At 58.6% G+C, this 22,210-nt stretch carries 21 protein-coding genes, 1 pseudogene and 1 riboswitch; of the genes and pseudogenes, 10 read left to right on the top strand and 12 right to left on the bottom strand.

The features are described from left to right. Positions 1-18: 18 nt before the first annotated feature. Genes QN399_RS01535 through QN399_RS01525 form a run of 3 tightly spaced genes read right to left on the bottom strand, consistent with a single transcriptional unit; the run spans position 19 to position 2,690 of the window. Positions 19-783 carry an ABC transporter ATP-binding protein gene (locus QN399_RS01535; protein WP_219062127.1) on the bottom strand — a complete coding sequence of 255 codons (765 nt, stop codon included), beginning with the start codon at positions 781-783 and terminating at the stop codon, positions 19-21. After that, positions 780-1,595 (bottom strand): ABC transporter permease, encoded by an 816-nt coding sequence (locus QN399_RS01530; RefSeq protein ID WP_322181559.1) that lies wholly within the window; start codon positions 1,593-1,595, stop codon positions 780-782. The genes QN399_RS01535 and QN399_RS01530 overlap by 4 nt, the downstream gene beginning before the upstream one ends. Positions 1,596-1,622: 27 nt before the next feature. After that, the gene (locus QN399_RS01525; RefSeq protein ID WP_323566445.1) at positions 1,623-2,690 is read right to left on the bottom strand and encodes a putative urea ABC transporter substrate-binding protein; all 1,068 of its coding nucleotides are present in this window, start codon (positions 2,688-2,690) and stop codon (positions 1,623-1,625) included. Positions 2,691-2,764: 74 nt separating this feature from the next. Further along, positions 2,765-2,866: riboswitch (guanidine-I (ykkC/yxkD leader) on the bottom strand. 303 nt (positions 2,867-3,169) lie between these two features. Here QN399_RS01525 and QN399_RS01520 point away from each other — a divergent pair. Next, complete coding sequence (locus QN399_RS01520) at positions 3,170-3,619, top strand: hypothetical protein (RefSeq protein ID WP_322217678.1); 450 nt, start codon at positions 3,170-3,172, stop codon at positions 3,617-3,619. Between the two features lie 37 nt (positions 3,620-3,656). On the opposite strand, the gene QN399_RS01515 is transcribed toward QN399_RS01520, so the two are convergent. Beyond that, complete coding sequence (locus QN399_RS01515; protein ID WP_322217676.1) at positions 3,657-4,769, bottom strand: enoyl-CoA hydratase/isomerase family protein; 1,113 nt, start codon at positions 4,767-4,769, stop codon at positions 3,657-3,659. Between the two features lie 188 nt (positions 4,770-4,957). Here QN399_RS01515 and ung point away from each other — a divergent pair, with 188 nt between their 5' ends. Beyond that, positions 4,958-5,650 (top strand): uracil-DNA glycosylase, encoded by a 693-nt coding sequence (ung, locus tag QN399_RS01510; protein WP_219062123.1) that lies wholly within the window; start codon positions 4,958-4,960, stop codon positions 5,648-5,650. Positions 5,651-5,744: 94 nt separating this feature from the next. Here the strand turns inward: ung and QN399_RS01505 are convergent, their stop codons facing one another. The 5 genes from QN399_RS01505 to QN399_RS01485 form a co-directional block, all read right to left on the bottom strand. Beyond that, positions 5,745-6,776, bottom strand: a complete 1,032-nt coding sequence (locus tag QN399_RS01505; protein ID WP_330200466.1) for an AbrB family transcriptional regulator — start codon at positions 6,774-6,776, stop codon at positions 5,745-5,747. After that, complete coding sequence (locus tag QN399_RS01500) at positions 6,769-8,283, bottom strand: tripartite tricarboxylate transporter permease (protein WP_323565655.1); 1,515 nt, start codon at positions 8,281-8,283, stop codon at positions 6,769-6,771. Before QN399_RS01500 ends, QN399_RS01505 begins: the two co-directional genes overlap by 8 nt. A gap of 1 nt (position 8,284) precedes the next feature. Then, a complete protein-coding gene (locus QN399_RS01495) occupies positions 8,285-8,743 on the bottom strand; it encodes a tripartite tricarboxylate transporter TctB family protein (protein WP_322181549.1) in 459 nt (152 codons plus the stop codon). Between the two features lie 64 nt (positions 8,744-8,807). Continuing rightward, on the bottom strand, positions 8,808-9,788 hold the full coding sequence (locus QN399_RS01490; RefSeq protein WP_322181547.1) for a tripartite tricarboxylate transporter substrate binding protein: 981 nt from the start codon (positions 9,786-9,788) through the stop codon (positions 8,808-8,810). 47 nt (positions 9,789-9,835) lie between these two features. Then, positions 9,836-11,131 (bottom strand): OprD family porin, encoded by a 1,296-nt coding sequence (locus tag QN399_RS01485; RefSeq protein ID WP_322181545.1) that lies wholly within the window; start codon positions 11,129-11,131, stop codon positions 9,836-9,838. A 217-nt stretch (positions 11,132-11,348) separates the two neighbouring features. Between QN399_RS01485 and QN399_RS01480 the strand changes: the two genes are divergently transcribed. After that, positions 11,349-12,020 carry a response regulator gene (locus QN399_RS01480; RefSeq protein ID WP_322181543.1) on the top strand — a complete coding sequence of 224 codons (672 nt, stop codon included), beginning with the start codon at positions 11,349-11,351 and terminating at the stop codon, positions 12,018-12,020. Continuing rightward, positions 12,013-13,422 (top strand): sensor histidine kinase N-terminal domain-containing protein, encoded by a 1,410-nt coding sequence (locus QN399_RS01475; protein ID WP_322181541.1) that lies wholly within the window; start codon positions 12,013-12,015, stop codon positions 13,420-13,422. The genes QN399_RS01480 and QN399_RS01475 overlap by 8 nt, the downstream gene beginning before the upstream one ends. Here the strand turns inward: QN399_RS01475 and QN399_RS01470 are convergent. After that, a complete protein-coding gene (locus QN399_RS01470) occupies positions 13,416-14,237 on the bottom strand; it encodes an HDOD domain-containing protein (RefSeq protein WP_322217663.1) in 822 nt (273 codons plus the stop codon). The two genes, QN399_RS01475 and QN399_RS01470, sit on opposite strands and share 7 nt — an antisense overlap. Positions 14,238-14,343: 106 nt before the next feature. Further along, a complete protein-coding gene (locus QN399_RS01465) occupies positions 14,344-15,285 on the bottom strand; it encodes a folate-binding protein YgfZ (protein ID WP_322181537.1) in 942 nt (313 codons plus the stop codon). Between the two features lie 159 nt (positions 15,286-15,444). Between QN399_RS01465 and QN399_RS01460 the strand changes: the two genes are divergently transcribed. Then, positions 15,445-15,699, top strand: coding sequence for a succinate dehydrogenase assembly factor 2 (locus QN399_RS01460; RefSeq protein WP_322181535.1), 255 nt, complete (start codon positions 15,445-15,447; stop codon positions 15,697-15,699). Beyond that, positions 15,683-16,151 (top strand): annotated as a pseudogene (locus QN399_RS01455) (protein YgfX). The gene QN399_RS01460 and the pseudogene QN399_RS01455 overlap by 17 nt, the downstream one beginning before the upstream one ends. Here the strand turns inward: QN399_RS01455 and nadB are convergent. Beyond that, positions 16,120-17,736: an L-aspartate oxidase gene (gene nadB / locus QN399_RS01450; RefSeq protein WP_322181531.1), complete on the bottom strand. Its 1,617-nt coding sequence runs from the start codon at positions 17,734-17,736 to the stop codon at positions 16,120-16,122. The pseudogene QN399_RS01455 and the gene nadB sit on opposite strands and share 32 nt — an antisense overlap. Before the next feature lie 508 nt (positions 17,737-18,244). Here nadB and rpoE point away from each other — a divergent pair. The 4 genes from rpoE (at position 18,245) to QN399_RS01430 (ending at position 22,162) form a co-directional block, all read left to right on the top strand. Further along, complete coding sequence (gene rpoE, locus QN399_RS01445) at positions 18,245-18,826, top strand: RNA polymerase sigma factor RpoE (protein ID WP_219062107.1); 582 nt, start codon at positions 18,245-18,247, stop codon at positions 18,824-18,826. Between the two features lie 31 nt (positions 18,827-18,857). Next, positions 18,858-19,451: an anti sigma-E factor RseA C-terminal domain-containing protein gene (locus QN399_RS01440; protein ID WP_322181529.1), complete on the top strand. Its 594-nt coding sequence runs from the start codon at positions 18,858-18,860 to the stop codon at positions 19,449-19,451. Between the two features lie 8 nt (positions 19,452-19,459). After that, the gene (locus QN399_RS01435; RefSeq protein ID WP_322181527.1) at positions 19,460-20,428 is read left to right on the top strand and encodes a MucB/RseB C-terminal domain-containing protein; all 969 of its coding nucleotides are present in this window, start codon (positions 19,460-19,462) and stop codon (positions 20,426-20,428) included. A 312-nt stretch (positions 20,429-20,740) separates the two neighbouring features. Continuing rightward, complete coding sequence (locus QN399_RS01430; RefSeq protein WP_322182832.1) at positions 20,741-22,162, top strand: DegQ family serine endoprotease; 1,422 nt, start codon at positions 20,741-20,743, stop codon at positions 22,160-22,162. The last annotated feature ends 48 nt before the right edge of the window (positions 22,163-22,210 follow it).

The raw sequence follows: 22,210 nt of genomic DNA, 5'->3' as shown, positions 1-22,210 counted from the left end.
GTTCATAAAAAAGATCCTCTAAACCGTTTGCAGCGAATCAATGGCGGCGCGTGCGGCGCGGCGATCGCTGTTCAAGGGAATGTCGTAGGTGATGCGGGCGCCATAAGCGCCGGGCGCATGGGGGTCATGGCGAACCTTGTCGAACACCAGCAGACGGGTGCCGAGGTTGAAACCCTCGGACAGGTCGTGGGTGACCATGAACACAGTCAGGCGAGTCTCGCGCCACAGCTCCAGCAACAAGACATGCATGTCCTTGCGGATACCCGGATCGAGCGCGCCGAAGGGCTCGTCCAGCAGCAACACGCGCGGTTTCATGATCAGCGCTTGAGCGATGGCCAGCCGTTGCTGCATGCCGCCCGACAATTGCGTCGGGTACTTGTCCTGCGCATGGGCCAGGCCCACTTTGCTCAGCAGGGCCGCGGCCTGTTCCCGAGCCTCGCGTTTGGCCGTGCCGAACAGGCGTCCAAGCAGTGGCGAGCGTGGCAATTCCAGACCCAGAGCAACGTTGTCCAGCACTGACAGATGCGGAAACACTGAGTAGCGCTGAAACACCACGCCACGGCTGGCGTCCGGTTCGCCAGCCAGCGGCTTGCCGTCGAGATGGATCTGGCCGCGACTGGGCACTTCCTGGCCGAGCAGCAAGCGCAAGAAAGTGGATTTGCCGCAGCCCGAGGCGCCGACCAAGGTGCAGAACTCACCTTCGTTGACGCTCAGGTTCAGGCCTTCGAGCACCACTTGATCGTCGTACTGTTGCCAGACGTTTTTCACCGAAATAAAGCTCATCCGCGTGCCCCTTCATACCAGGGGAATGCACGCCGGGTCAGGGCCTTGAGCCCCCAATCCATCAGCCAGGCGAGCAGGGTGATCCAGACCACGTAGGGCAGGATCACGTCCATGGCCAGGTAGCGTCGTACCAGAAAAATCCGATACCCCAAGCCGTCGGTGGAGGCAATGGCTTCGGCCGCGATCAGGAACAACCAAGCCGAACCCAGCACCAGACGCAAGGCAATCAGCAGGCGTGGCAGCAGTTGCGGCAGGATCACCCGCAGGACCAAGGTCCAGGTCGAGGCGCCGAGGGTCTGCGCCTTGATCAGCAGCTCGACCGGAATCTCCCGGGCGCGCTGCTCCAGATCCCGCGCCAGGATCGGTGTAATGCCAATCACAATCAGCATGACTTTCGACAGCTCACCTAAGCCAAACACGATGAACAGGATCGGCAGAATCGCCAGCGGCGGGACCATCGACAACACCGTCAGCAGCGGCGACAACGGTGCGCCGAACAGCGGCAGAATCCCCGACGCGATACCCAGGCACAGGCCGAGCAGGGCGCTGATGCCAAGACCAATCGCCAAGCGTTGCAGGCTGGAGGCAGTGTCTTGCCACAGCAGATAACCACCGCTGCGTTGGTCTTCGGTAAAGGCCATGCGCTTGACCGCATCGGTCATCTGCACCGCACTGGGCAGCAGTTTGTCGTTGGGGTTTTCCGTCAGCCGAGTCGCCGAGCCCATGAAATAGGCGAACAGCAACAGGGCGAACGGCAGGATCACCAAAATCAGACGGCTGGCGCGATCCGGGCGGCGGTTTATCAAGCGCATGGCAATAACCTTTGGGCTGGGACGCGATTACAATTTGCCTTCGGCAGCCATCTGTACGTAGCTCGGGTCGAAGCGCAGCTTGAGGTTGGTCTTGTCGCCGCTGGTCACGCCGTTGGCGAAAGACATGCCGATTGCACTGGTGTCCTTGGCGCCCTCACCAAGCAGCCCATGTTGAAAGGAGAACTCAGCGACCTTGCGCATGGTCTGTGGCAGTTGAGCGCTGGTGGCGAAGTCGAGCGCTTCCTTGGGGGTCGCGAACAGCTTGGTGGTGTTCAGCTGCGACTGGAAGCCAGCCAGGTCGGTGCCCGAGGCTTTGGCCATGTGCTCCAGCGCGGCGGTGCTTGCGGCGGACTTGCTGTTCATCAGTGCGACCACTTCGAACCAGGCGCCGGTCAGGGCCTTGCCCAGTGCCGGGTTGTCTTTCAGGGTCTGGGTGTTGACCACCATCATGTCCATGATTTCGCCAGGGATCTTGCTCGAATCGAACACTTCGGTCACGGCGGGCTTGGCCTTGATGTCCGAAAGCATCGGGTTCCAGGTGGTCACTGCTTTGACGTCATTGGTATTGAACGCCGCAGAAATGTCGGCATCCGAGGTGTTGACGACCTTAAGGTCTTTCTCGGTAAGGTCAGCGCTGTCCAGGGCACGGGCCAGCAAGTAGTGAGAAACCGACAGCTCGACCAGATTGACCTTCATGCCTTTGAGGTCGGCGACTTTCTTGCCTTCACCCTTGATCACGATGCCGTCGTTGCCGTTGGAGAAATCGCTGACGATCAGCGCGGTGCTGTCGACGCCACCTGCGGCCGGAATAGTCAGCGCATCCATGTTGGTCATGGAGCAGCCATCGAATTGGCCAGCGGTGTATTGGTTGATCGATTCGACGTAGTCGTTGATCTGGGTGACATCAATGGTGATGCCGTATTTCTTCGCCCATTTGTCGACGATGCCTTGGGTGCCTGCGTATTCCCAGGGCATCCAGCCGGCATAGATGGTCCAGCAAACGTTGAAGTGTTCTTTCGGGGCAGCGTGTGCCGAGAGGCTCAATGCCGCGACGAGGCCAGCGGCGAGCATGGCGAACAGACGGGGCTTTTTAATGTTGCTCTGCATATAAGAACCTCCAGTAGGAAAAAAACGAGCGGTCAGGAGTCACGCGACACCACTGGTGTCCTGTCTCCCGGGCTTTTATCCCGCCGTGTAACCTCTACTGGAGGTCGCCAACTCTCGGACCAGCCACTCGCGCCAAGCGAATCGGAACCCTAGTCAGCTATTGCAAATTGTGGTGCCGCGAACCTGTTTTGACTCCTGCACATCAAGTCATAAGCGAGAGGCGTGCCAAGTCTGGCCACGCCTTGCGACAGTTGGGTTTCGCAGTTGAGGGGGGAGTGAAAACGGAAGTGGGTGCTTTAGCGTGGTGCGTGTACGCACCTGTTTGGGGCGCATCTTGAGTGGGATATAGTTTTTGGGGCAGGGCACTCGGTGGATTATTTGCGGTCTGATTTTTCGTCAGTCAGCGGTTTTGACCGATGCCGACCAGCGTCGCTGGTTTGAGCTCTCTAGCGGTCCAGGAGGCCGCCATGTATCGACGACCCTTGCTTATAGTTGTGCTTGGTTTAATCCTTGCTGGTTGTTATGCAGGTCCCGGTTATTACGAATCCGATGTCTACACACAGCCGGTTTACGGTGGCGCTTACTACGGCAGTTATGACCGGTCCTACCGTCCGAGCTATTACGTAGCGCCTCCCCGCTATTACGGGCCGCGTCCGGCGCCTTATTACGCCCCTCGGCCTGATTATGGTCCGAGACCTATGCCTTACGCCGGGCGGGGTTACTACCGCGGTGATCAGGGTGGCCACGAGGGTCGTGGCGGACACTACAACCCTTCCTGGAATGAAGGCCGGAATGATGGTGACCGTGGCCACGGTGGTGGCAGTCGCGGTCATGACAATGGTTCAGGCGGCCGGGGTGATCATGGCAATCGCGGAGGCGACGGCCGTGGCGGCGATGGTCGGGGTGGAAACAGGTGAAGCGTCGCTGCGGCGGCGCTTCACCTGCTTTAAGTGTCTAGTAGTCTAGAAGGTCCGCCAGAGGGTGCCGCCCTTCCCATACCTTGGCGAAGTGCGCATCGATCACCGCGTCCGGGATGTTGGCGACGTCTTGCCAATGCCAATGAGGCTTTTGATCCTTATCGATCAGGCGCGCCCGTACGCCCTCGCTGAACTCGGGATGACGACAGCAATTCAGGCTCAGGGTGTATTCCATCTGGAATACCTGAGCCAGCGACATATGTCGGGCACGGATGATCTGCTCCCACACCAGATGGGCAGTCAGTGGGCAACCTTCAGTCAGATTCTTTGCCGCACGGCTGAGCAGGGCATCGCCGTGCGTGTTCCATTGACTGATGGCACGCCAGGCGCACGGCAGAGTCGCGACGTCCAGCAACTCATCGATCTGCGCTCGACGCGGCAGCCATTGCGCATCAGGCAATTGCCCGATGGCTTCCTGTTGCAGCGCCTTGAGCAGGCTATTGAGTTGCACCGGGCTTTGTTCCTGCCAGTTTAGTTGCAGCAGTCCCTCGACCAATTCCTCTTGCTGTTCATCCAGCAGAAAACGGTCGGCCAGGTCCAGATCCAGCGCGTCGCGCCCGTTGATGTGTGAACCGGTCAGCCCGAGGAACAGGCCCAGTTTGCCGGGCAGTCGGGAAAGGAACCAACTGGCGCCGACATCAGGGTATAAGCCGATACTGACTTCCGGCATTGCCAGGCGACTGGTCGGGGTGACGATGCGAATGCCTGCGCCTTGCAACAAGCCCATGCCGCCACCCAGCACGTAACCATGGCCCCAGCAGATCAAGGGTTTGGGGTACGTGTGCAGACGGTAATCGAGCCGGTATTCCGCCGCGAAAAAATGCGCGGCCAGCGGTGGGACTTCGCCGGGATGGGCACGGCAGGCGTCGACCAATGCTCGTACATCGCCGCCGGCACAAAAAGATTTAGAGCCATTGCCGCGCAGCAGTACACAAACGATTTGCGGGTCATCGGCCCATTTTTCAAGACGATCCATCAGCGCCTGGATCATCGGCAGCGACAACGCATTCAGAGACTTTTCCGCATCCAGGCTGGCAACACCAATGCGCGCGCCGTCTTGGGCGTGGAGTTCTTCAAATTGCAGATTCATCATGACCTCTCGGGGGGCGGGGCAACTGTCCATTGGGTCTGTGATACCCCTATGCGGGGGTAAGTTGCAAACGGTGATTACAGGGAGTGTAGGAAAGAGGCAGGGGCCGCGTGGTGCAATGACATTGGTCGATTGACATCGGCGGCCAGCTTTCCTAGTGTCCGCGCATTGATTTTTGCAGGTGTGCCATGACAAACGATGACCGTATCAAACTCGAATCCGGCTGGAAGCACGCGTTGCGTGAGGAATTCGAAAAACCGTATATGAACGAACTGCGTGAGTTCTTGCGCCAGGAGCACACCGCAGGCAAGGAAATCTATCCACCGGGCCCGATGATCTTCAATGCGTTGAACTCGACGCCGCTGGACAAGGTCAAGGTGGTGATCCTTGGCCAGGATCCGTACCACGGCCCAGGTCAGGCCCATGGCTTGTGCTTCTCGGTGCAGCCAGGCGTGCCAACGCCGCCATCGCTGGTCAATATCTATAAAGAGCTCAAGCGTGACCTGAACATCGACATCGCCAATCACGGCTGCTTGCAGTCCTGGGCCGATCAGGGCGTGCTGCTGCTCAACACCACCATGACCGTCGAACGCGCGAACGCTGCTTCACACGCAAAAAAAGGCTGGCAGATCTTCACCGATAAGGTGATTGAGGTCGTCAGCGAACATCAGCCGCATCTGGTGTTTATGCTGTGGGGTGCTCATGCCCAAAGCAAACAGAAACTGATCGACGCCAGCAAACACCTGGTACTGACCTCGGTACACCCCTCGCCGCTGTCCGCCTACAAAGGCTTTCTCGGCAACGGACACTTTGGCCGGGCCAACAAGTTCTTGCAACAGAATGGATTGACACCGATTGACTGGAGATTGCCGCCGGTTTGACCTGAATGCAGTGGCGGGCATCCTGCCATCTTCGCGAATGAATTCGTTCCCACAGAAAATAGCGAGCTCATTCGCGAACGGGTCAACCCGGTCTCTACTCAGCCCGCTTATCCCAGTGCCGAAACAGCGGCTCGGCGAGGAACAGTACAAACAGCAGGCGCATGACCTGCATTGCCGTGACCAGCGGCACCGACAGTTGTAAGACTTCCGCTGTCAGGCTCATTTCGGCGATGCCGCCGGGCATCATGCCCAGGGTCAGTGAGCGCAGGTCCAGATGGGTCATCACACTCAGGCACCCAGCGGCGAGGGCGGCGATCAGCATGGTCAGTGCAGTGCCCAGCAATGTTCGGCCAATAAACGACGGCGCCCGCCGAAAGAACGAACGATTGAAATGGCAGCCCAGGCCGCTTCCGATCAGCCATTGGCCGATCTGGCTGCCGCCTTGCGGTAAGCCGATGTGCAAGTCCCAAGTGATGCTTGCGGCCGCACTGAGCAATAGCGGTCCGAACAGCCATGGATTGGGTTGCTTCAGCCGTTGCCAGAGCCACGCCAGCAGTCCGCCTGCGGGAAACAGCACCAGCAGCCAGGACCAGTCAACGGCTGCCGGATTCGATGCAGGCGCACCGTCGCCCAGCAGATACTTGAACAGTGCGGGCACGCACAGCACCACCATCAACACTCGCAAACTCTGTCCCGCCGCGACGCTGCTGAGGATTGCGCCGTTGCGCGCCCCGAGGTTGACCATTTCGCCAGAGCCGCCCGGCATGCTGGAAAAGAACGCCGTTGCGCGATCTTCGCCGCTACGTCGCATCAGCCAGACTCCGACCACGCTGGAAACACTGGTGACCAGTGCTCCGAAGAAGATCAGGCCGAAATGCGACATGACCTGTTCGATGACAACCGGCGTGAAGTGCAGGCCGATGCCAATCCCGACAATCCACTGCCCGCCTTTACGGCCGCCGGGGATTTCCGCAAGTTGCCAGGGCGTCAGGCAGCGCACCAGGATGATCGCCAGCAGCGAGCCCACCATCCACGGCAGCGGCCAGCCGACCTGGCTGGCGAGGTAACCGCCCAGCAGGCCGACCAGCGGGGTTCCCCACCACGTATTTAAGGAGCGATCAGACATTGGCCACGGCACGACGCTGCAGGGAGCGCTTGCGCCAGATCCGCACGACAGGCATCAGTAGCATGATGGCCGTCAGCACCCATATCCCGAAGGTAATCGGGCTGGACCAAAGAATTTCCAGCGCACCGTTGGAGATCGACAGGGCACGGCGCAGGTTCTGTTCCATCAAGCCGCCGAGGATAAAGCCCAGCAGGACCGGCGACAGAGGAAAGTCCATCTTGCGCAGGATGTAGCCGAAGATACCGATACCAACCATCAAGAACAGGTCGAAGGTGGTGGCATGCACGGCGTAGACGCCAATCGCAGTGATGATCGCGATCACCGGCACCAGTGCCCAGTTCGGCACGGCGAGGATGCGGGTGAAGATGCGGATCATCGGGATGTTGAGGATCACCAGCATGACGTTGGCGACGAACAATGAGGCGATCAGGCCCCAGACGATGTCGGGCTGCTGTTGAAACAGCAATGGGCCGGGCGTGATGTTGTACAGCGACAAAGCGCCGATCATCACTGCTGTCGTGCCCGAGCCCGGAACACCAAGGGTCAGCATCGGCACCAGTGCGCCACATGCCGCACCGCCGATGGCGGTTTCCGGGGCCGCGAGGCCGCGTATGTCACCTTGTCCGAATTTGCCGGTCTTGCCCGCCAGACGCTTCTCGGTCATGTAGGCCACGGCGCTGGCCAGTGTCGCGCCAGCACCCGGCAGCACGCCCATGATGAAACCGAGCACACCGCAACGCAGGTTCACCACGAACACCGAGCTGGCTTCTTTGAAGTTGAACATCATGCGGCCGGTGGCTTTGACCGCCTCTTGCCCGCGATGGGTTTTTTCCAGCAGCAATAGAATTTCGCTGATCGAGAACAGCCCCAGAACCAACACCACGAACTGAATCCCGTCAGTCAGGTGGATATTGTCGCCGGTGAAACGGTACACACCGCTGTTGGCGTCGATGCCGACCGTGGACAGAAACAGCCCGATCAGCGCCGCGATAAACGTCTTCAGTGGACGATCACCGGCCATGCCGCCGAGGCAGACGATTGCGAACACCATCAGTACGAAATATTCCGCCGGTCCGAAGGCAATCGCCCACTTCGCCAGCAAGGGCGCGAACAGCACCATGCCGCAGGTGGCAATGAACGCACCGATAAACGAGCTCCACGCCGACAGCGACAAGGCGACACCGGCCAGACCCTGGCGAGCCATCGGGTAACCGTCGAGAGTGGTCATCACCGTGGACGCTTCGCCCGGAATGTTCAGCAGGATCGAGCTGATCCGGCCGCCGTATTCGCAGCCCAGGTACACCGCCGCCAGCAGGATCAACGCTGACTCCGGGGGTAACCCGAGGGCGAACGCGATAGGGATCAACAGCGCCACGCCATTGATCGGGCCAAGGCCGGGCAGCAAACCGACAACGGTGCCAATCAGGGTGCCACACAGGGCGGTGATCAAGTTGTAAGGGGTCAGCGCAACGCCGAAGCCTTGGCTCAGGTAGCTAAAAGTGTCCACATTAATTCTCCAGAACGTCGAGCAGGCCCAGCGGCAACGGAACGTCCATGGCTTTATCGAACAACAGGTAAAGGCCGACGCTGATCAAGGTCACGACCACCACGCTCAGCTTCCAGCGACCGCCGTACAGACGGGCCATGGGGATGCCGATCAGGATGCTGCTGAGGATGAAACCCAAGGGTTCGAACAGGCCGGCGAAAATAAGGAGCAAAACCGTGCAAGTGGCGATTTTGATCAGGGTAGGGCGGTCCAGTTGAGGGTCTTCTTCGCTGTGGACGAGGGGTGTCGGGCGAAACAGCATGTACAGCAAGCCCAGGCCCATCAGCCCCAGCATCAGCAGGGGGAACGCCCGAGGTCCTACAGGTTCATAGGAAAATGCGGCCTGATAAGGCCAGGCCATGAGCGCAAGACCGACGCACGCCAGCAGCAACGCCGAGGCGAAAATTCGTTGTAAGAGCATGGGTAACTCCTGTGTCGCGTCGCCTCGAATGGGCGACGCAACCACTGATATCAATTGAGTTCAATCACTGAATCAGGCCGAATTCCTTGGCCAGGATCTTGTAGTCGGCGACCTGCTTCTTCACGTACGCGTCCAGTTCCGGGCCCGTCATGGCAAAGGGAAACAGTTCGCGCTGGTCACGTAGCTTGGCGAAGTCATCGGAGGCCAGCAGTTTGTCGAAGGCCGCTTTCCACCAGGCGTAGTCTTCGTCGCTGACTTTTGGCCCGAGGTAGAAGCCGCGTACCACCGGCCAGACGATGTCGTAGCCTTGTTCCTTGGCGGTCGGAATGTCTTTCATTTCCGGCTCGTCCAGGCGTTTTTCGGAGAACACGGCGAGCAAGCGCATGTCTCCGCTAAGGATGTGCGGCATGGAGTCGGAGATGTCGGTGCTGCCTACTTGAATGTGCCCGCCGAGCAACGCGGTGGCGATTTCACCGCCGCCTTCAAGGGCAACATAACGCAGGTCACGCGGGTTGATGCCCGCGGCTTTGGCGATCAGGGCGGTCTGCATCCAGTCTTGGCTGCCGACGGTGCCCCCGGAGCCGATCACCACTTTGCTAGGGTCTTTTTTCAGCGCTTCGACCAGGTCGTTGAGGTTCTTGTAGGGCGAGTCGCTTTTCACGGCGATGGCGCCATAGCTGGTGCCGACCGCCGCGAGCCAGCGCACGGCGTTCTCATCGAAGCGGCCGAACTTGCCCTGTGCCAGGTTCAGCAGCGAGCCGCTGGACCAGGCCACCAGCGTGCCGGCGTCGGCCGGTCGCTGGGCAACCACTGCGTTGTACGCCACTGCGCCGACACCGCCGGGCATGTAGGTCACGCGCATCGGTTTGCTCAGCAGCTTTTCGTTGACCAGCGCGCTCTGTGCCAGCTTGCAGGTCAGGTCAAATCCGCCCCCCGGTGAGGCCGGAGCGATGCATTCCGGGCGCTTGGGTTCAGCTGCGAGCAGTTGGGTAGCCACTAGCATGCAGCTGGCGGCGAGGGCGAAACGACGCAAAGATAAAGTCATGGTTGTCTCCAGGGGAGTTGTTATTTTGGGCCCAGCTGTTCTAACGATTACCAGATCGCGACCGTGTAACTGACGAGCAGGCGCACTTCATCGGCGTCCCGGGCGAAGTTCGATCGGTACGTGGCGTTGCGCAGGCGCACGGCGACGTTTTTCAGCGCGCCGCTCTGTACCACGTATTTGATTTCGCTGTCGCGTTCCCACTCTTTGCCTTCGCCGTCATGGCTCGCCACTTTAGCGTTGTCACCACTGACGTAGCGGCTCATGAATGTCAGGCCGGGGACGCCCAGCTTGGCGAAGTCATAGTCGTAACGCGCTTGCCAGGAATGCTCGTTGGCTTCGGCGAAATCACCGATCTGTACGAAGTTGATGAGGAACGGATCGCTGCCATCCACATACGGGAAGGCGCTGTCACCGGACATGTGCTGATAGCCCGCGCTGAACTTATGACCAGTGAGGCTGTAGCTGACGATGCCATTGAATGATTTGTTGTCGATGTTACCGCCGCGAGCCGAACCCTGATCGCCGCTGACCGCGAAACGCACATCAGTGGCCAGGGTGCCTGGGCCCACGGGTTGCGAGGCGACAAGGCCGACAAAATGCTGGTCGTAGACCTGATCAAGTTGAGCAAAGTGATAGCTGGCAGTGATTTTGTCGGTGAGTTTGTAATCAAACCCGGCCATGTCGAAGTGATCACCCGTCACCGTGCCAGCGAAGCGTTTGTTCTTGTTGTTCAGCGCGATGTCTTCGCTGCTGGTGTCATCGCGGTCCTTGACCTTCTCCAGACGACCGCCGGTAAAAGTCAGGTTCTTGAACTCTCTGGAGGTGAGCATACCGCCTTCAAAGGTCTGCGGCAGGATGCGCCCGTCATTGGGCTTCAACGTTTGCAGCTCAGGGATCAGCGTGCCGACTTTCAGTTCGGTGGCCGAGATTTTCATCTTGCCCGTCAGGCCCCACTTGGAATATTCGTCGGCGGCGCGGCCATTGTCGTGGGTCGGTAGTAGGCCGGTGCCAGTGCGATCCGGGCTTGAGTCGAGCTTGATCCCCAACATGCCAATGGCATCCACGCCGAACCCGACGGTGCCTGCTGTGTAGCCTGACTGGACGTTGAGGATAAAGCCCTGGGCCCACTCGTCGCGCTTGGATTGCTGGGCGCTGGTGCCGTCGCGGAAGTCGCGGTTGAAGTACATGTTGCGGGTTTCCAGGCTGGCGCTGCTGTCGTCGATAAAATCGGCGTAACTGAGCGGGCTGAAACCGGCAAGGGCAACGGCGCTGGCAAGCGCGGAGGGGTTTAGGCGAAGGGGACGAGCAGGCGAGGCGGCCTGAGTCTGCAAGGACAGCGTCATGAAATACTCCGTTGTTGTTATTATTTTTTTAATAAAACCTTTGAAAACGCTTCAAGGCGCTTTTCAGTTTTGCGGCAGGTATAAGCCACCGTAGCGCGATGCTAGAAGGTGAAACTTTCACTAACCTTTCAGCTGTCGTTGATTTTTTCTGTGCTTCACAGCCAACGATGCGGCTGTAAACTCCGCGCCTTATAAGCCCAAGAATCTGGAGAAGTCGATGCGTGTTCTTCTCGTCGAAGACCATCTGCAATTAGCCGAAAGCGTGGCTCAAGCCCTCAAAAGTATGGGTTTGACCGTGGACGTTTTGCACGATGGGGTGGCCGCCGATTTGGCGTTGAGCAGTGAGGAATATGCCGTCGCGATTCTGGACGTGGGCTTGCCTCGCATGGACGGTTTTGAAGTGTTGGGCCGCTTGCGGGCCCGAGGGAAAAATCTGCCAGTGCTGATGCTGACCGCGCGGAGCGATGTCAAAGATCGTGTGCACGGCCTCAATCTGGGTGCTGATGATTATTTGGCCAAACCCTTTGAACTGACCGAGTTGGAAGCACGGGTCAAGGCGTTGCTCCGCCGTAGCGTGCTCGGCGGCGAACGCCAGCAGCGTTGCGGGGTGCTGGTCTATGACCTCGACACTCGGCGCTTCACCCTGGGCGATGAGCTGCTGGCCCTCACGTCTCGTGAACAGGCGGTGCTTGAAGCGCTAATCGCCCGACCCGGCCGGGTGATGAGTAAAGAACAGTTGGCGGCGCAAGTGTTTGGCCTCGATGAAGATGCCAGTCCCGACGCCATCGAAATCTACGTACACCGCCTGCGCAAAAAGCTTGATGGCCAACCTGTTGTCATTGTTACGTTCCGCGGTCTTGGCTATTTGCTGGAAAGCCGTGATGCTTAAGCTGCCTACCCACAGCAGCCTGCGTTGGCGGTTGTTGTGGAACCTGGGTCTGCTGCTCACCGTATTGATGCTGGCCAGCGGCTTGAGCGCTTACTGGAATGGTCGCGAAGCGGCCGACACGGCCTATGACCGAACCTTGCTGGCGTCGGCGCGAACCATTGCCGCCGGGCTTTCGCAGCGCGACGGCGGTTTGAGCGCGGATGTGCCGTATGTCGCACTGGACACCTTTGCGTATGACAGTGCGGGGCGGATCTATTACCAAGTCAACGACATCGACAAAAAGCTGATCTCTGGCTACGAAAATCTACCCGCGCCGCCGCCGGGCACCTTGCGCACAGATGACTACCCGGCGCTGGCGAGCTTTTACAATGGGCGGTATCAGGGGCAGGACGTACGGGTGGTCAGCCTGCTCAAGCCCGTCAGTGAACCGAACATGAACGGTATGGCGGAGATTCGCGTGGCCGAGACGGAGGAAGCCCGGGTGCGTATGGCGCGCAGCCTGATGGCTGACACGTTATTGCGTCTGGGCATGCTCGGCATGGGCGCGTTGGTGTTGGTGTGGTTCACCGTCAGCGCGGCGTTGCGTCCGCTGGAGCGTTTGCGTACTGCGGTCGAAGAGCGCCAGCCCGACGATCTAAGGGCGTTGCCGCTTGTGGAAGTCCAGCGTGAGTTGCGCCCGCTGGTGGGTGCGCTCAATCACTTCACCGAACGTCTGCGCGTGCAGTTTGAGCGTCAGGCGCAATTCATCGCAGATGCCGCCCATGAGTTACGCACACCATTAGCCGCGCTCAAGGCGCGTATCGAATTGGGGTTGCGTGATACCGATCCGGCAAACTGGCGCACCACTCTGGAATCAGCTGCGCAGGGCACTGATCGTCTGACGCATCTGGCCAATCAATTACTGTCTCTGGCACGTATCGAAAACGGTGCGCGGGCGATTGCTGAAGGGGGCGCCCAGTTGCTCGACTTGAGCCAACTGGCTCGCGAGCTGGGCATGGCCATGGCGCCGCTGGCCCATGCGCGTGGTGTTGCGTTGGCGCTGGAGGCCGAAGACCCTGTGTGGCTGCGCGGCGAGCCGACATTGCTCAACGAATTGCTGAGCAATCTGGTGGATAACGCCCTGGCGCATACTCCGACGGGTGGCAATGTGATTCTGCGGGTGAGGGCACCCTGCATTCTTGAAGTCGAGGACGACGGCCTGGGGATCCCTGAAACAGAGCGTGAACGGGTGTTTGAACGCTTCTATCGGCGTCAGCAGCAGGGTGCGGGGTCAGGCTTGGGTTTGGCGATTGTCGGTGAGATCTGTCGCGCACATCTGGCGCAGATCAGCCTGCATGACGGTGCCGAAGGCGGTTTGAAGGTGCGGGTGAGTTTTGTCCCTGTTCAAAACGGCGCTCAATAGAGCATGTTCATGGCTTCATTCATTTCGGAAACAAGACGGCCATCGCCAAGGTCCAGACCCAGCCGGGCGAAGGCAGGCAAGCTGCTCAGTTCAATTCCAGCATAAGGATGGCTGGTGCCGTGGTAGCTGTGCACCGTTGCAATCTGCACCAGATCGACGTAATCGGCACACTCCGACTGGCGGGTGAAATCCTGGAACTGCCCCGGCACCTTGGCGAGCGGCTCCGGGAACTCCCAGCTGATGAGCAGTTTTTCACCGATAATCGGGTGAATATGCTCGATCACATGGTTGAGGCTGACGGAGTCCGAGAGCAGTTCGTAATGGTCTTCGGCGTACGTCAGGATTGGCAGTACACCAATCAGGTGCACCATGCCCGCCAAGGTCGCTTGATCCGGTTTAAGCTTCGAGTAGGTGCGGCACAGCTTGTAGCTGATACCCGCAACTTGCAGGCTTTGCTTCCAGATATCGCGCATCTTGCGCTCTACCACCTTGGATTTGGCCTGAAACATCTGCTCCACCACCAGTCCGATTGCCAGATTGCAGCTGTAATTGATCCCCAGCCGGGTGATGGCGGTGTGCAGGTCGCTGACCTCGACACTGGCGCGCATCTGCGGGCTATTCACTACTTTGATCAGGCGTGCTGAAAGCGCGGTATCGCCGCCGATTACCTTGCTCAGTTCGCTGACGCTGATGTCAGGATTTTCGGCGGCGAGACGAATTTTCAGCGCAACTTCCGGCAGTGTTGGCAGAAACAGAGCATCGTTATTGATCGCCTTGATCAAGTCCGCTTGCACGTTGTCAGCCATGTCGCTCATGTCGAATCTCTTGGTATTGCGTGATCCGAGCCCTAAGCGCTCGACGAGCGCTTGGGGTGATTTTTCGGTTTTTTGGTTTGAGCGGGGAAGAGGGTACTTGCCGCGATCAACGCTGGGTTTCGAGCTTGGCGTCCAATGTATAAGGCAGGTCGGTCAACAGCAGCGCCGGGCCTTCCAGAGTGCCGAGTCGGATATTCCCGTCCTCCACCGCTTCGGCCTGCAACACCGCCAACAGCTCGATACCGTTGGTTGCCTGCGCGGCAATCACGACTTCGCCCACGGCGCTGGCATGAACCGGCGAGAACAGTGGCGTGCCGGGCTCAGGGATTTCAGCGCCAGTCAGGGTCAAGCGATACAGTCGTCGCTTGAGTTTGCCCAGGTACTGCATGCGCGCGACGATTTCCTGGCCGGTGTAGCAGCCTTTCTTGAAGCTCACGCCGCCCACGGCTTGCAGGTTGATCATCTGCGGAATGAAGGTTTCCCGAGTACCGCCCGTCACTTGACCGATGCCGGCGCGAATCTGACCCAGCAGCCAGTCATTCAATGTGCCCTGAGCCAGTTGCGCCGCAAGACGAGCCCGTACGTTTTCGGCCTGATCGGCCGGCACCCACAGTTCAGTACGGGCAGGAGATACGCGAATGGCGATCAGGCCATTGGCCCGCGTCACGCTGTCTGACGCTTGCGGCACATCCAGCCCCAGCGCTATCAGTGTGTCGTCGCCGTTGCTGAGGCCGAAACGGACCCAGGCCGGGCTTTCGTCGGTCAGCTTTGATTTGGAGAACACCGCATATTTCTTTAAATCAGCCAATTGCGGCTCAATCAGTTCAGACGCCATTGCCAGCAGGCAGCCATCGCCTTCAAGCAGGATGCGGAAGCTCGATTGCATGCGGCCTTTCTGCGTGCAGCGTGCACCCAGGGTCGCGGTGGTGTCGTTCAGGTAATTGAGATTGCAGCTCAATTGGCCCTGTAGGAACTTGCTGGCGTCAGGACCGCGGACGGCGAGAATGCCCTCGTGGGACAGCGTGCAGAAAAAAGCTGAGTCGGCCATTAGTCATCGCAGAGTAAAAAGTCTGGGCACCATGATAGTGCGGTGTCTGCAGAATGGGTACAGGCGCGATCACACGTCGTTGAAAACTGCTGCGACCAAAGCGCAGTGCGCCTTCTGGAACTGCGCCTGTATACTTGCCGCCTATTTGAGGAGCGCTCCATGGTCGATGACGTTGAACTCAACCGGCTTTATTGGCACAGCCGTCGTGGCATGCTTGAGCTGGACGTGTTGCTGGTACCTTTTGTAAGGGAGGTTTATTCCACCCTTAATGCCGAAGATCGCGATCTTTATCGCAAATTGCTGACGTGTGAAGATCAGGATATGTTCGGCTGGTTCATGCAGCGCGCCGAATCTGAAGATCCGGAGCTGCAGCGCATGGTTCGCATGATTCTGGATCGTGTCCAGCCGAAGTGATCGTTTCGAATGCCGTTGGCAGGCCTCACGGCTCCTGCTGACGGCCTATCTGATCGCTCAGGCGTTGGCCCTGGTTTCGTTATATTTTCTTGATGTCCCCGACTGGGCAGGCGCGCTCGGTGTTTTGCTGTGCCTGATGCATGGAGGCTGGGCACTGCCGCGCTTCATTTTACTGAGCAGTCCCTCGGCGTTCACCGGTTTACGCCGTGATGCTGACGGTTGGCAGCTTTGGAGTGCTCGTTCAGGCTGGAAGGCGGTGCAACTGCGTCGAGACAGTCTGGCGCTGCCCTTTGGCGGTGGTGCTGCGTTTTCGTCTGGCAGGAGCGTCTGGCGTCGTTGGGCGGCGGGTGCGCAGTGTGTGCATTCCACGCGACGCGTTGGCGCCGGAAGTACACCGGCGTTTGCGCGTGCGGTTGAAGTTCAGCCGACGTAGGTGGGCGGCACCAGAATAGTGTCCAGGGCCTCAGGCAGCATGTCTGGGTAGTCCAGCGTGTAGTGCAATCCCCGGCTTTCCTTGCGTTCCATGGCCGAGCGGATCATCAACTCTGCCACTTGCGCTAGGTTGCGCAGTTCGATCAGGTCGCGGCTGACTTTATAGTTGCTGTAGAACTCGTCGATCTCGTCCAGCAGCAAGCGCACCCGATGCTGGGCACGTTGCAAGCGCTTGTTGGTGCGCACGATACCCACGTAGTCCCACATGAACCGCCGCAACTCATCCCAGTTGTGGGCAATGATCACGTCTTCGTCGGAGTCGGTGACCTGGCTTGCATCCCAGGTCGGTAGCGCCTCAGGCTGGGGTACATTGGGCAGTTGCTCAACGATATCGGCGGCGGCAGAGCGGGCGTAGACGAAGCATTCCAGCAGCGAATTACTGGCCATGCGGTTGGCGCCGTGCAGGCCGGTGAAACTGGTTTCGCCGATGGCGTAAAGGCCTGGCACGTCGGTGCGGCTCTGTTCGTTGACCATCACGCCGCCACATGTGTAATGCGCGGCCGGCACCACCGGGATCGGCTGCTTGGTGATGTCGATGGAAAACTCAAGGCAGCGCTCGTAGACCGTCGGGAAATGGGTCTTGATGAATTCTGCCGGTTTATGGCTGATGTCCAGGTACACGCAATCAACGCCCAGACGCTTCATTTCATGGTCGATAGCTCGGGCCACGATGTCTCGTGGCGCCAGTTCGGCCCGAGGATCGAAGCGCTGCATGAAGCGCTCGCCGTTCGGCAGTTTTAGCCAGGCGCCTTCTCCGCGCAGGGCTTCGGTTACCAGAAAACTTTTGGCTTGTGGGTGATACAGGCAAGTAGGGTGAAACTGGTTGAATTCCAGATTCGCCACCCGGCAACCGGAGCGCCAGGCCATCGCTATGCCGTCACCGCAGGCTCCGTCAGGGTTGCTGGTGTACAGGTAAACCTTCGCCGCGCCACCGGACGCCAAGGCGGTAAAGCGCGCGCCGTAGGTGTCGACTTCGCCGGTGGCGCGATTGAGCACGTAGGCGCCCAGGCACCGTTGACCGTCCAGACCCAAGCGACGTTCGGTGATCAGATCGACCGCGACGCGCTGTTCCAGTAGTTCAATGTTGGGCCTGAGCCGGGCTTGCGCGAGCAGGGTTTTGAAAATCGCAGCGCCTGTTGCATCGGCGGCATGGATGATACGCCGATGGCTATGGCCACCTTCTCGGGTCAGGTGAAACTCGAAACCGCCGTCTTCCGTGGTTGACTGGTCATCGCGAGTAAACGGCACGCCTTGGTCGATCAGCCACTGAATGGCCTCGCGGCTGTGCTCGACGGTGAAGCGCACAGCGTCTTCATGGCACAGGCCACCGCCAGCATTCAGGGTGTCTTCGACATGGGATTGCACGGTGTCGGTGTCGTCCAGCACGGCGGCAACGCCGCCCTGGGCCCAGAATGTCGAGCCGCTGGCCAGGTCGCCCTTGCTCAAAACGGCAACGCGTAAATGGCTCGGTAAGGTTAGCGCAAGGCTCAGCCCTGCGGCACCGCTGCCAATTACCAGGACGTCGTGTTGGAAATGTTGGCTCATGTCTGAATTCCGAGCTTGGCGGCCACTAGTATATAGAGGGGTGGATCGGCACAATAGCCGCGCTTTTATGGCATTGTGAAACCACGGCGGGCTCGGATTGTGCTCCAGTCGGAACGATGATGCACACCGTTTTCCCTGCAAAAGGGTCCGTGTTGCGATTGTTTCAAGGCTGAATCAGCATTTACTCGAGAGCCGCAGTGAGCTTCTTACACCTGAGCGCGGACCCCGGGAACTTTTCATGCACGCCTGGGCTCAATAGCAGGTTGCCTATAAAGGAACATGTTGGGTATTTGCGGGGGGTCAAAAGCAGCTTCCACCACGCGCGTATTCGACGACAAGATTATTCACGTAGCCGGCCATGTCCGGGCTGCGTTTTTCGTGCGGGTCTGATGACTGCCCGCAGGAAACTTGCTGAGAGGGGAGAACTTTTGCGCAAAGCCCGAGTCTATGTTTGCAAGCCTGTTCAAGGGTTGATGCAACACTCCTTCAGCTTCAATGAGGAGCGTTCATGTTGACCCAGGAAGAAGATCAGCAGCTGGTCGAGCGCGTACAACGCGGCGACAAGCGAGCTTTTGATCTGCTCGTGCTGAAATACCAGCACAAGATTCTTGGTTTGATCGTGCGATTTGTGCACGACACCCATGAAGCGCAGGATGTTGCACAGGAGGCCTTTATCAAGGCTTATCGTGCACTGGGTAACTTTCGCGGCGACAGCGCTTTTTATACATGGCTGTACCGCATCGCTATTAATACGGCAAAAAACTATTTGGTGTCGCGCGGTCGGCGACCACCGGACAGCGATGTAAGGTCTGAAGACGCGGAGTTCTACGATGGCGATCATGGCCTCAAGGATATCGAGTCGCCAGAGCGCGCATTGTTGAGGGATGAGATCGAGGGCACTGTCCATCGAACTATCCAGTTACTTCCAGAAGATTTACGGACAGCCCTAACTTTACGTGAATTCGATGGTCTGAGTTACGAGGACATTGCGAGCGTCATGCAGTGTCCGGTGGGTACCGTGCGCTCTCGCATTTTCCGCGCTCGGGAAGCCATAGACAAAGCCCTGCAACCCTTGTTGCAGGACTCCTGAGACAGCGGCGATAGCCAAGAGAGGAACCGCCATGAGTCGTGAAGCCCTGCAGGAATCGCTGTCCGCGGTGATGGATAACGAAGCGGATGAATTGGAATTGCGCCGGGTATTGAATGCCTTCGGCGATGCGGATACACGTGCCACATGGTCGCGTTATCAAGTTGCCCGTGCAGCCATGCACAAAGACTTGTTGCTGCCTCATCTGGATATATCGGCGGCTGTTTCTGCTGCGATCGCCGATGAAGTTACTCCGCTCAAGACAAGCCGTAGCCCTTGGCGCAGCTTGGGCCGACTGGCCGTTGCCGCGTCGGTAACCGTTGCTGTGTTGGCCGGTGTACGTTTGTACAATCAGGATGAAATCGCGGGTGTTGAATTGGCGCAGCAAGCCGCTCAGCCAGCGAATCTGTCGGTACCACAAGTAAAAGGCCCTGCAGTATTGGCCGGTTACAACGAAAGCGCCGAGCAAGCCCCGGGTCCGATGGCCAGTGGTGTCTTGCAAGGTCAGACTGGCTGGCATGATCAGCGTCTGCCAGGCTATCTGCGTCAACATGCTCAGCAAGCCGCTTTGAAGGGCACCGAAAGTGCCTTGCCGTATGCTCGTGCTGCCAGCCTGGAAAACCGTTAAGGAGGATCATGCGCGCCATCCCTCTATTACCGCTTCTACTCGTTGGATGGCTGGTTCTTCCGGCGCATGCCGATGACGCGCAAAACATGCTCAAGCGTTTTGCGCAGGCTGACCAGACACAAAGTTTCCAAGGCACTTTCGTTTACGAGCGTAACGGTAGTTTCTCTACCCACCGTATTTGGCATCGTGTGACTGATGGCAAGGTTCGTGAGCATCTGCTTCAGCTGGATGGTTCTGCACAGGAAGTGCTGCGCGTTGATGGGCTTACCCAATGCGTCAGCGGCACGCTTGTAGCCGGGGTAGTCAATGTGCGCGACTCGTCGGCACGGGGTCTTGACTCGAAAAAGCTATCTGCTTGGTATGATATGAAAGTCGTCGGGAAATCGCGGGTTGCGGGTCGTGATGCAATCATCATTTCGATGACGCCTCGAGATCAACACCGCTACGGCGTCGAATTGCACCTGGACAGCGAAACAGCATTGCCGTTGAAGTCGTTGCTGTTGAACGATAAAGGTCAGCTGCTCGAACGCTTCCAGTTTACCGAGCTTGATACCCGGGACATCCCAACCGATCAAATGCTTGAAGTCAGTCCTGATTGCAAGCCGGTACAGATGGTCAAAACCAGGGACGAAGCACCGAATGTTCGTTCCACGTGGCGCTCTGACTGGTTGCCGGACGGCTTCGAGTTGAGCAGCAGTGCGGTGCGCAAGGATCCGGTTACCAAGACTTTGGTGACTAGTTTGATGTACGACGACGGGCTTGCACGATTCTCTGTTTTTATCGAGCCGTTGAACGGAGATGCTGTTACTGATATCCGGACCCAGTTCGGTCCGACAGTGGCGGTGTCGCGTCGGGTGACGACAGCTGTCGGAGACGCCATGGTCACTGTGGTGGGAGAAATACCGATAGGCACCGCAGAGCGGATTGCGCTCTCGATGCGTAGCGCTGATGATCAAGCCCAGCCAGCCACCAAGTGAGCGGCTGGGTAAGCAAGGATTGGAGGCAGTGCCCGGGATGAGAGACGTTTATTTCAGGCTGTTTTCTCTGCAAGGCAAGCCTGTGCTTGTCTTGCGGCCGAGATGCTGACATGTTTGGTGATACTTCCAGGTTGCAAAAAACTTCGATTTTTTTTATAGGTCATGGCTTGGCAGCTCTGGCCTTCGTCGTTTCTGGGGTAAAAAAATGCCCCACAGAGGCGCGCAGCGATTGCTTGTGATGCGCACATGCTCCGCGGGCCCCTTGGCCCGTACTGTTTAACCATGCTCGTTGTGAACGGGAGCCGTATGTTGATTCCACGCTTGAAGTCTTACCTGTCAATTGTCACTGCAGTCCTGATACTGGGTCAGATGGCCACCGCGCAGGCGGAGGCTTTGCCTGACTTCACCGATCTGGTTGTGCAGGCCTCGCCCGCTGTAGTGAACATCAGTACCCGCCAGAAAATGCCTGAGCGCTCTGTCGCGAACGCTCAAATGCCTGATCTGGAAGGGTTGCCACCTCAGCTTCGAGAGTTCTTTGAACGCAACATGCCTAAGGGGCAACGCACGCCCAAAGGTGATCGTCAGCGCGAAATCCAGTCTTTGGGTTCCGGCTTTATTATTTCTGCCGACGGTTATGTGTTGACCAACAACCATGTCATCGACGGCGCGGATGAAATTCTCGTGCGTCTTTCCGACCGTAGCGAGTTGAAGGCCAAATTGATTGGCACTGATCCGCGTACGGATGTCGCGGTCTTGAAGATCGAGGGCAAAGACCTGCCAGTCGTCAAGATTGGCAACTCCGACAAACTGAAAGTCGGTGAGTGGGTGCTGGCCATTGGTTCACCATTCGGCTTCGATCACTCGGTGACCAAGGGTATCGTCAGCGCCAAGGGCCGCAGCCTGCCGAACGATACTTATGTACCGTTCATCCAGACCGATGTCGCGATCAATCCGGGTAACTCCGGCGGTCCGCTGTTCAACATGTCTGGCGAAGTGGTCGGGATCAACTCCCAGATATTCACCCGCTCCGGTGGTTTCATGGGTTTGTCGTTTGCCATCCCGATCGACGTCGCGATGGATGTCGCGAACCAGTTGAAAGCGGGCGGCAAGGTCAATCGTGGCTGGTTGGGGGTGGTGATTCAGGAGGTCAACAAAGACCTGGCTGAATCCTTCGGTCTGGATAAGCCGGCCGGTGCGTTGGTGGCTCAGGTGTTGGAGAACGGTCCTGCGGCGAAAGGCGGCGTGCTGGTGGGTGACGTTATCCTCAGTGCCAATGGTCAGCCGATTGTGATGTCTGCCGACTTGCCACATCTGGTCGGCAATCTGAAAGACGGCAGCAAGGCCGATCTGGAAGTGATCCGTGACGGCAAGCGTAAACACTTGACCGTGACCATCGGCGCGCTGCCCGAAGAAGGTCAGGAAATGGATGTTCCGGATTCTGGCGTCGAGCGCAGCAGCAATCGCCTGGGTGTGTCGGTAGCCGATCTGACCGCTGAACAGAAAAAAAGCTACGACCTCAAGGGTGGCGTGGTCATCAAGGAAGTGCAGGACGGTCCTGCAGCCTTGATCGGCTTGCAACCGGGCGATGTGATCACTCATCTGAACAATCAGGCGATCACGTCGGCCACGAACTTCACCGAGGTTGCCAAGGAGTTGCCGAAGAATCGTTCCGTGTCCATGCGCGTTCTGCGTCAGGGTCGGGCTAGCTTCATCACCTTCAAATTGGCCGAGTAACAGATTGGCGTGACGAAAAGGGCGGTGATCACCGCCCTTTTTTGCACC

Source organism: Pseudomonas sp. 10C3, from assembly GCF_036346185.1.
Classification (GTDB): domain Bacteria; phylum Pseudomonadota; class Gammaproteobacteria; order Pseudomonadales; family Pseudomonadaceae; genus Aquipseudomonas.
The sequence above is the reverse complement of the archived record's forward strand: the minus strand, read 5'-3'. Positions and strand labels throughout refer to the sequence as shown.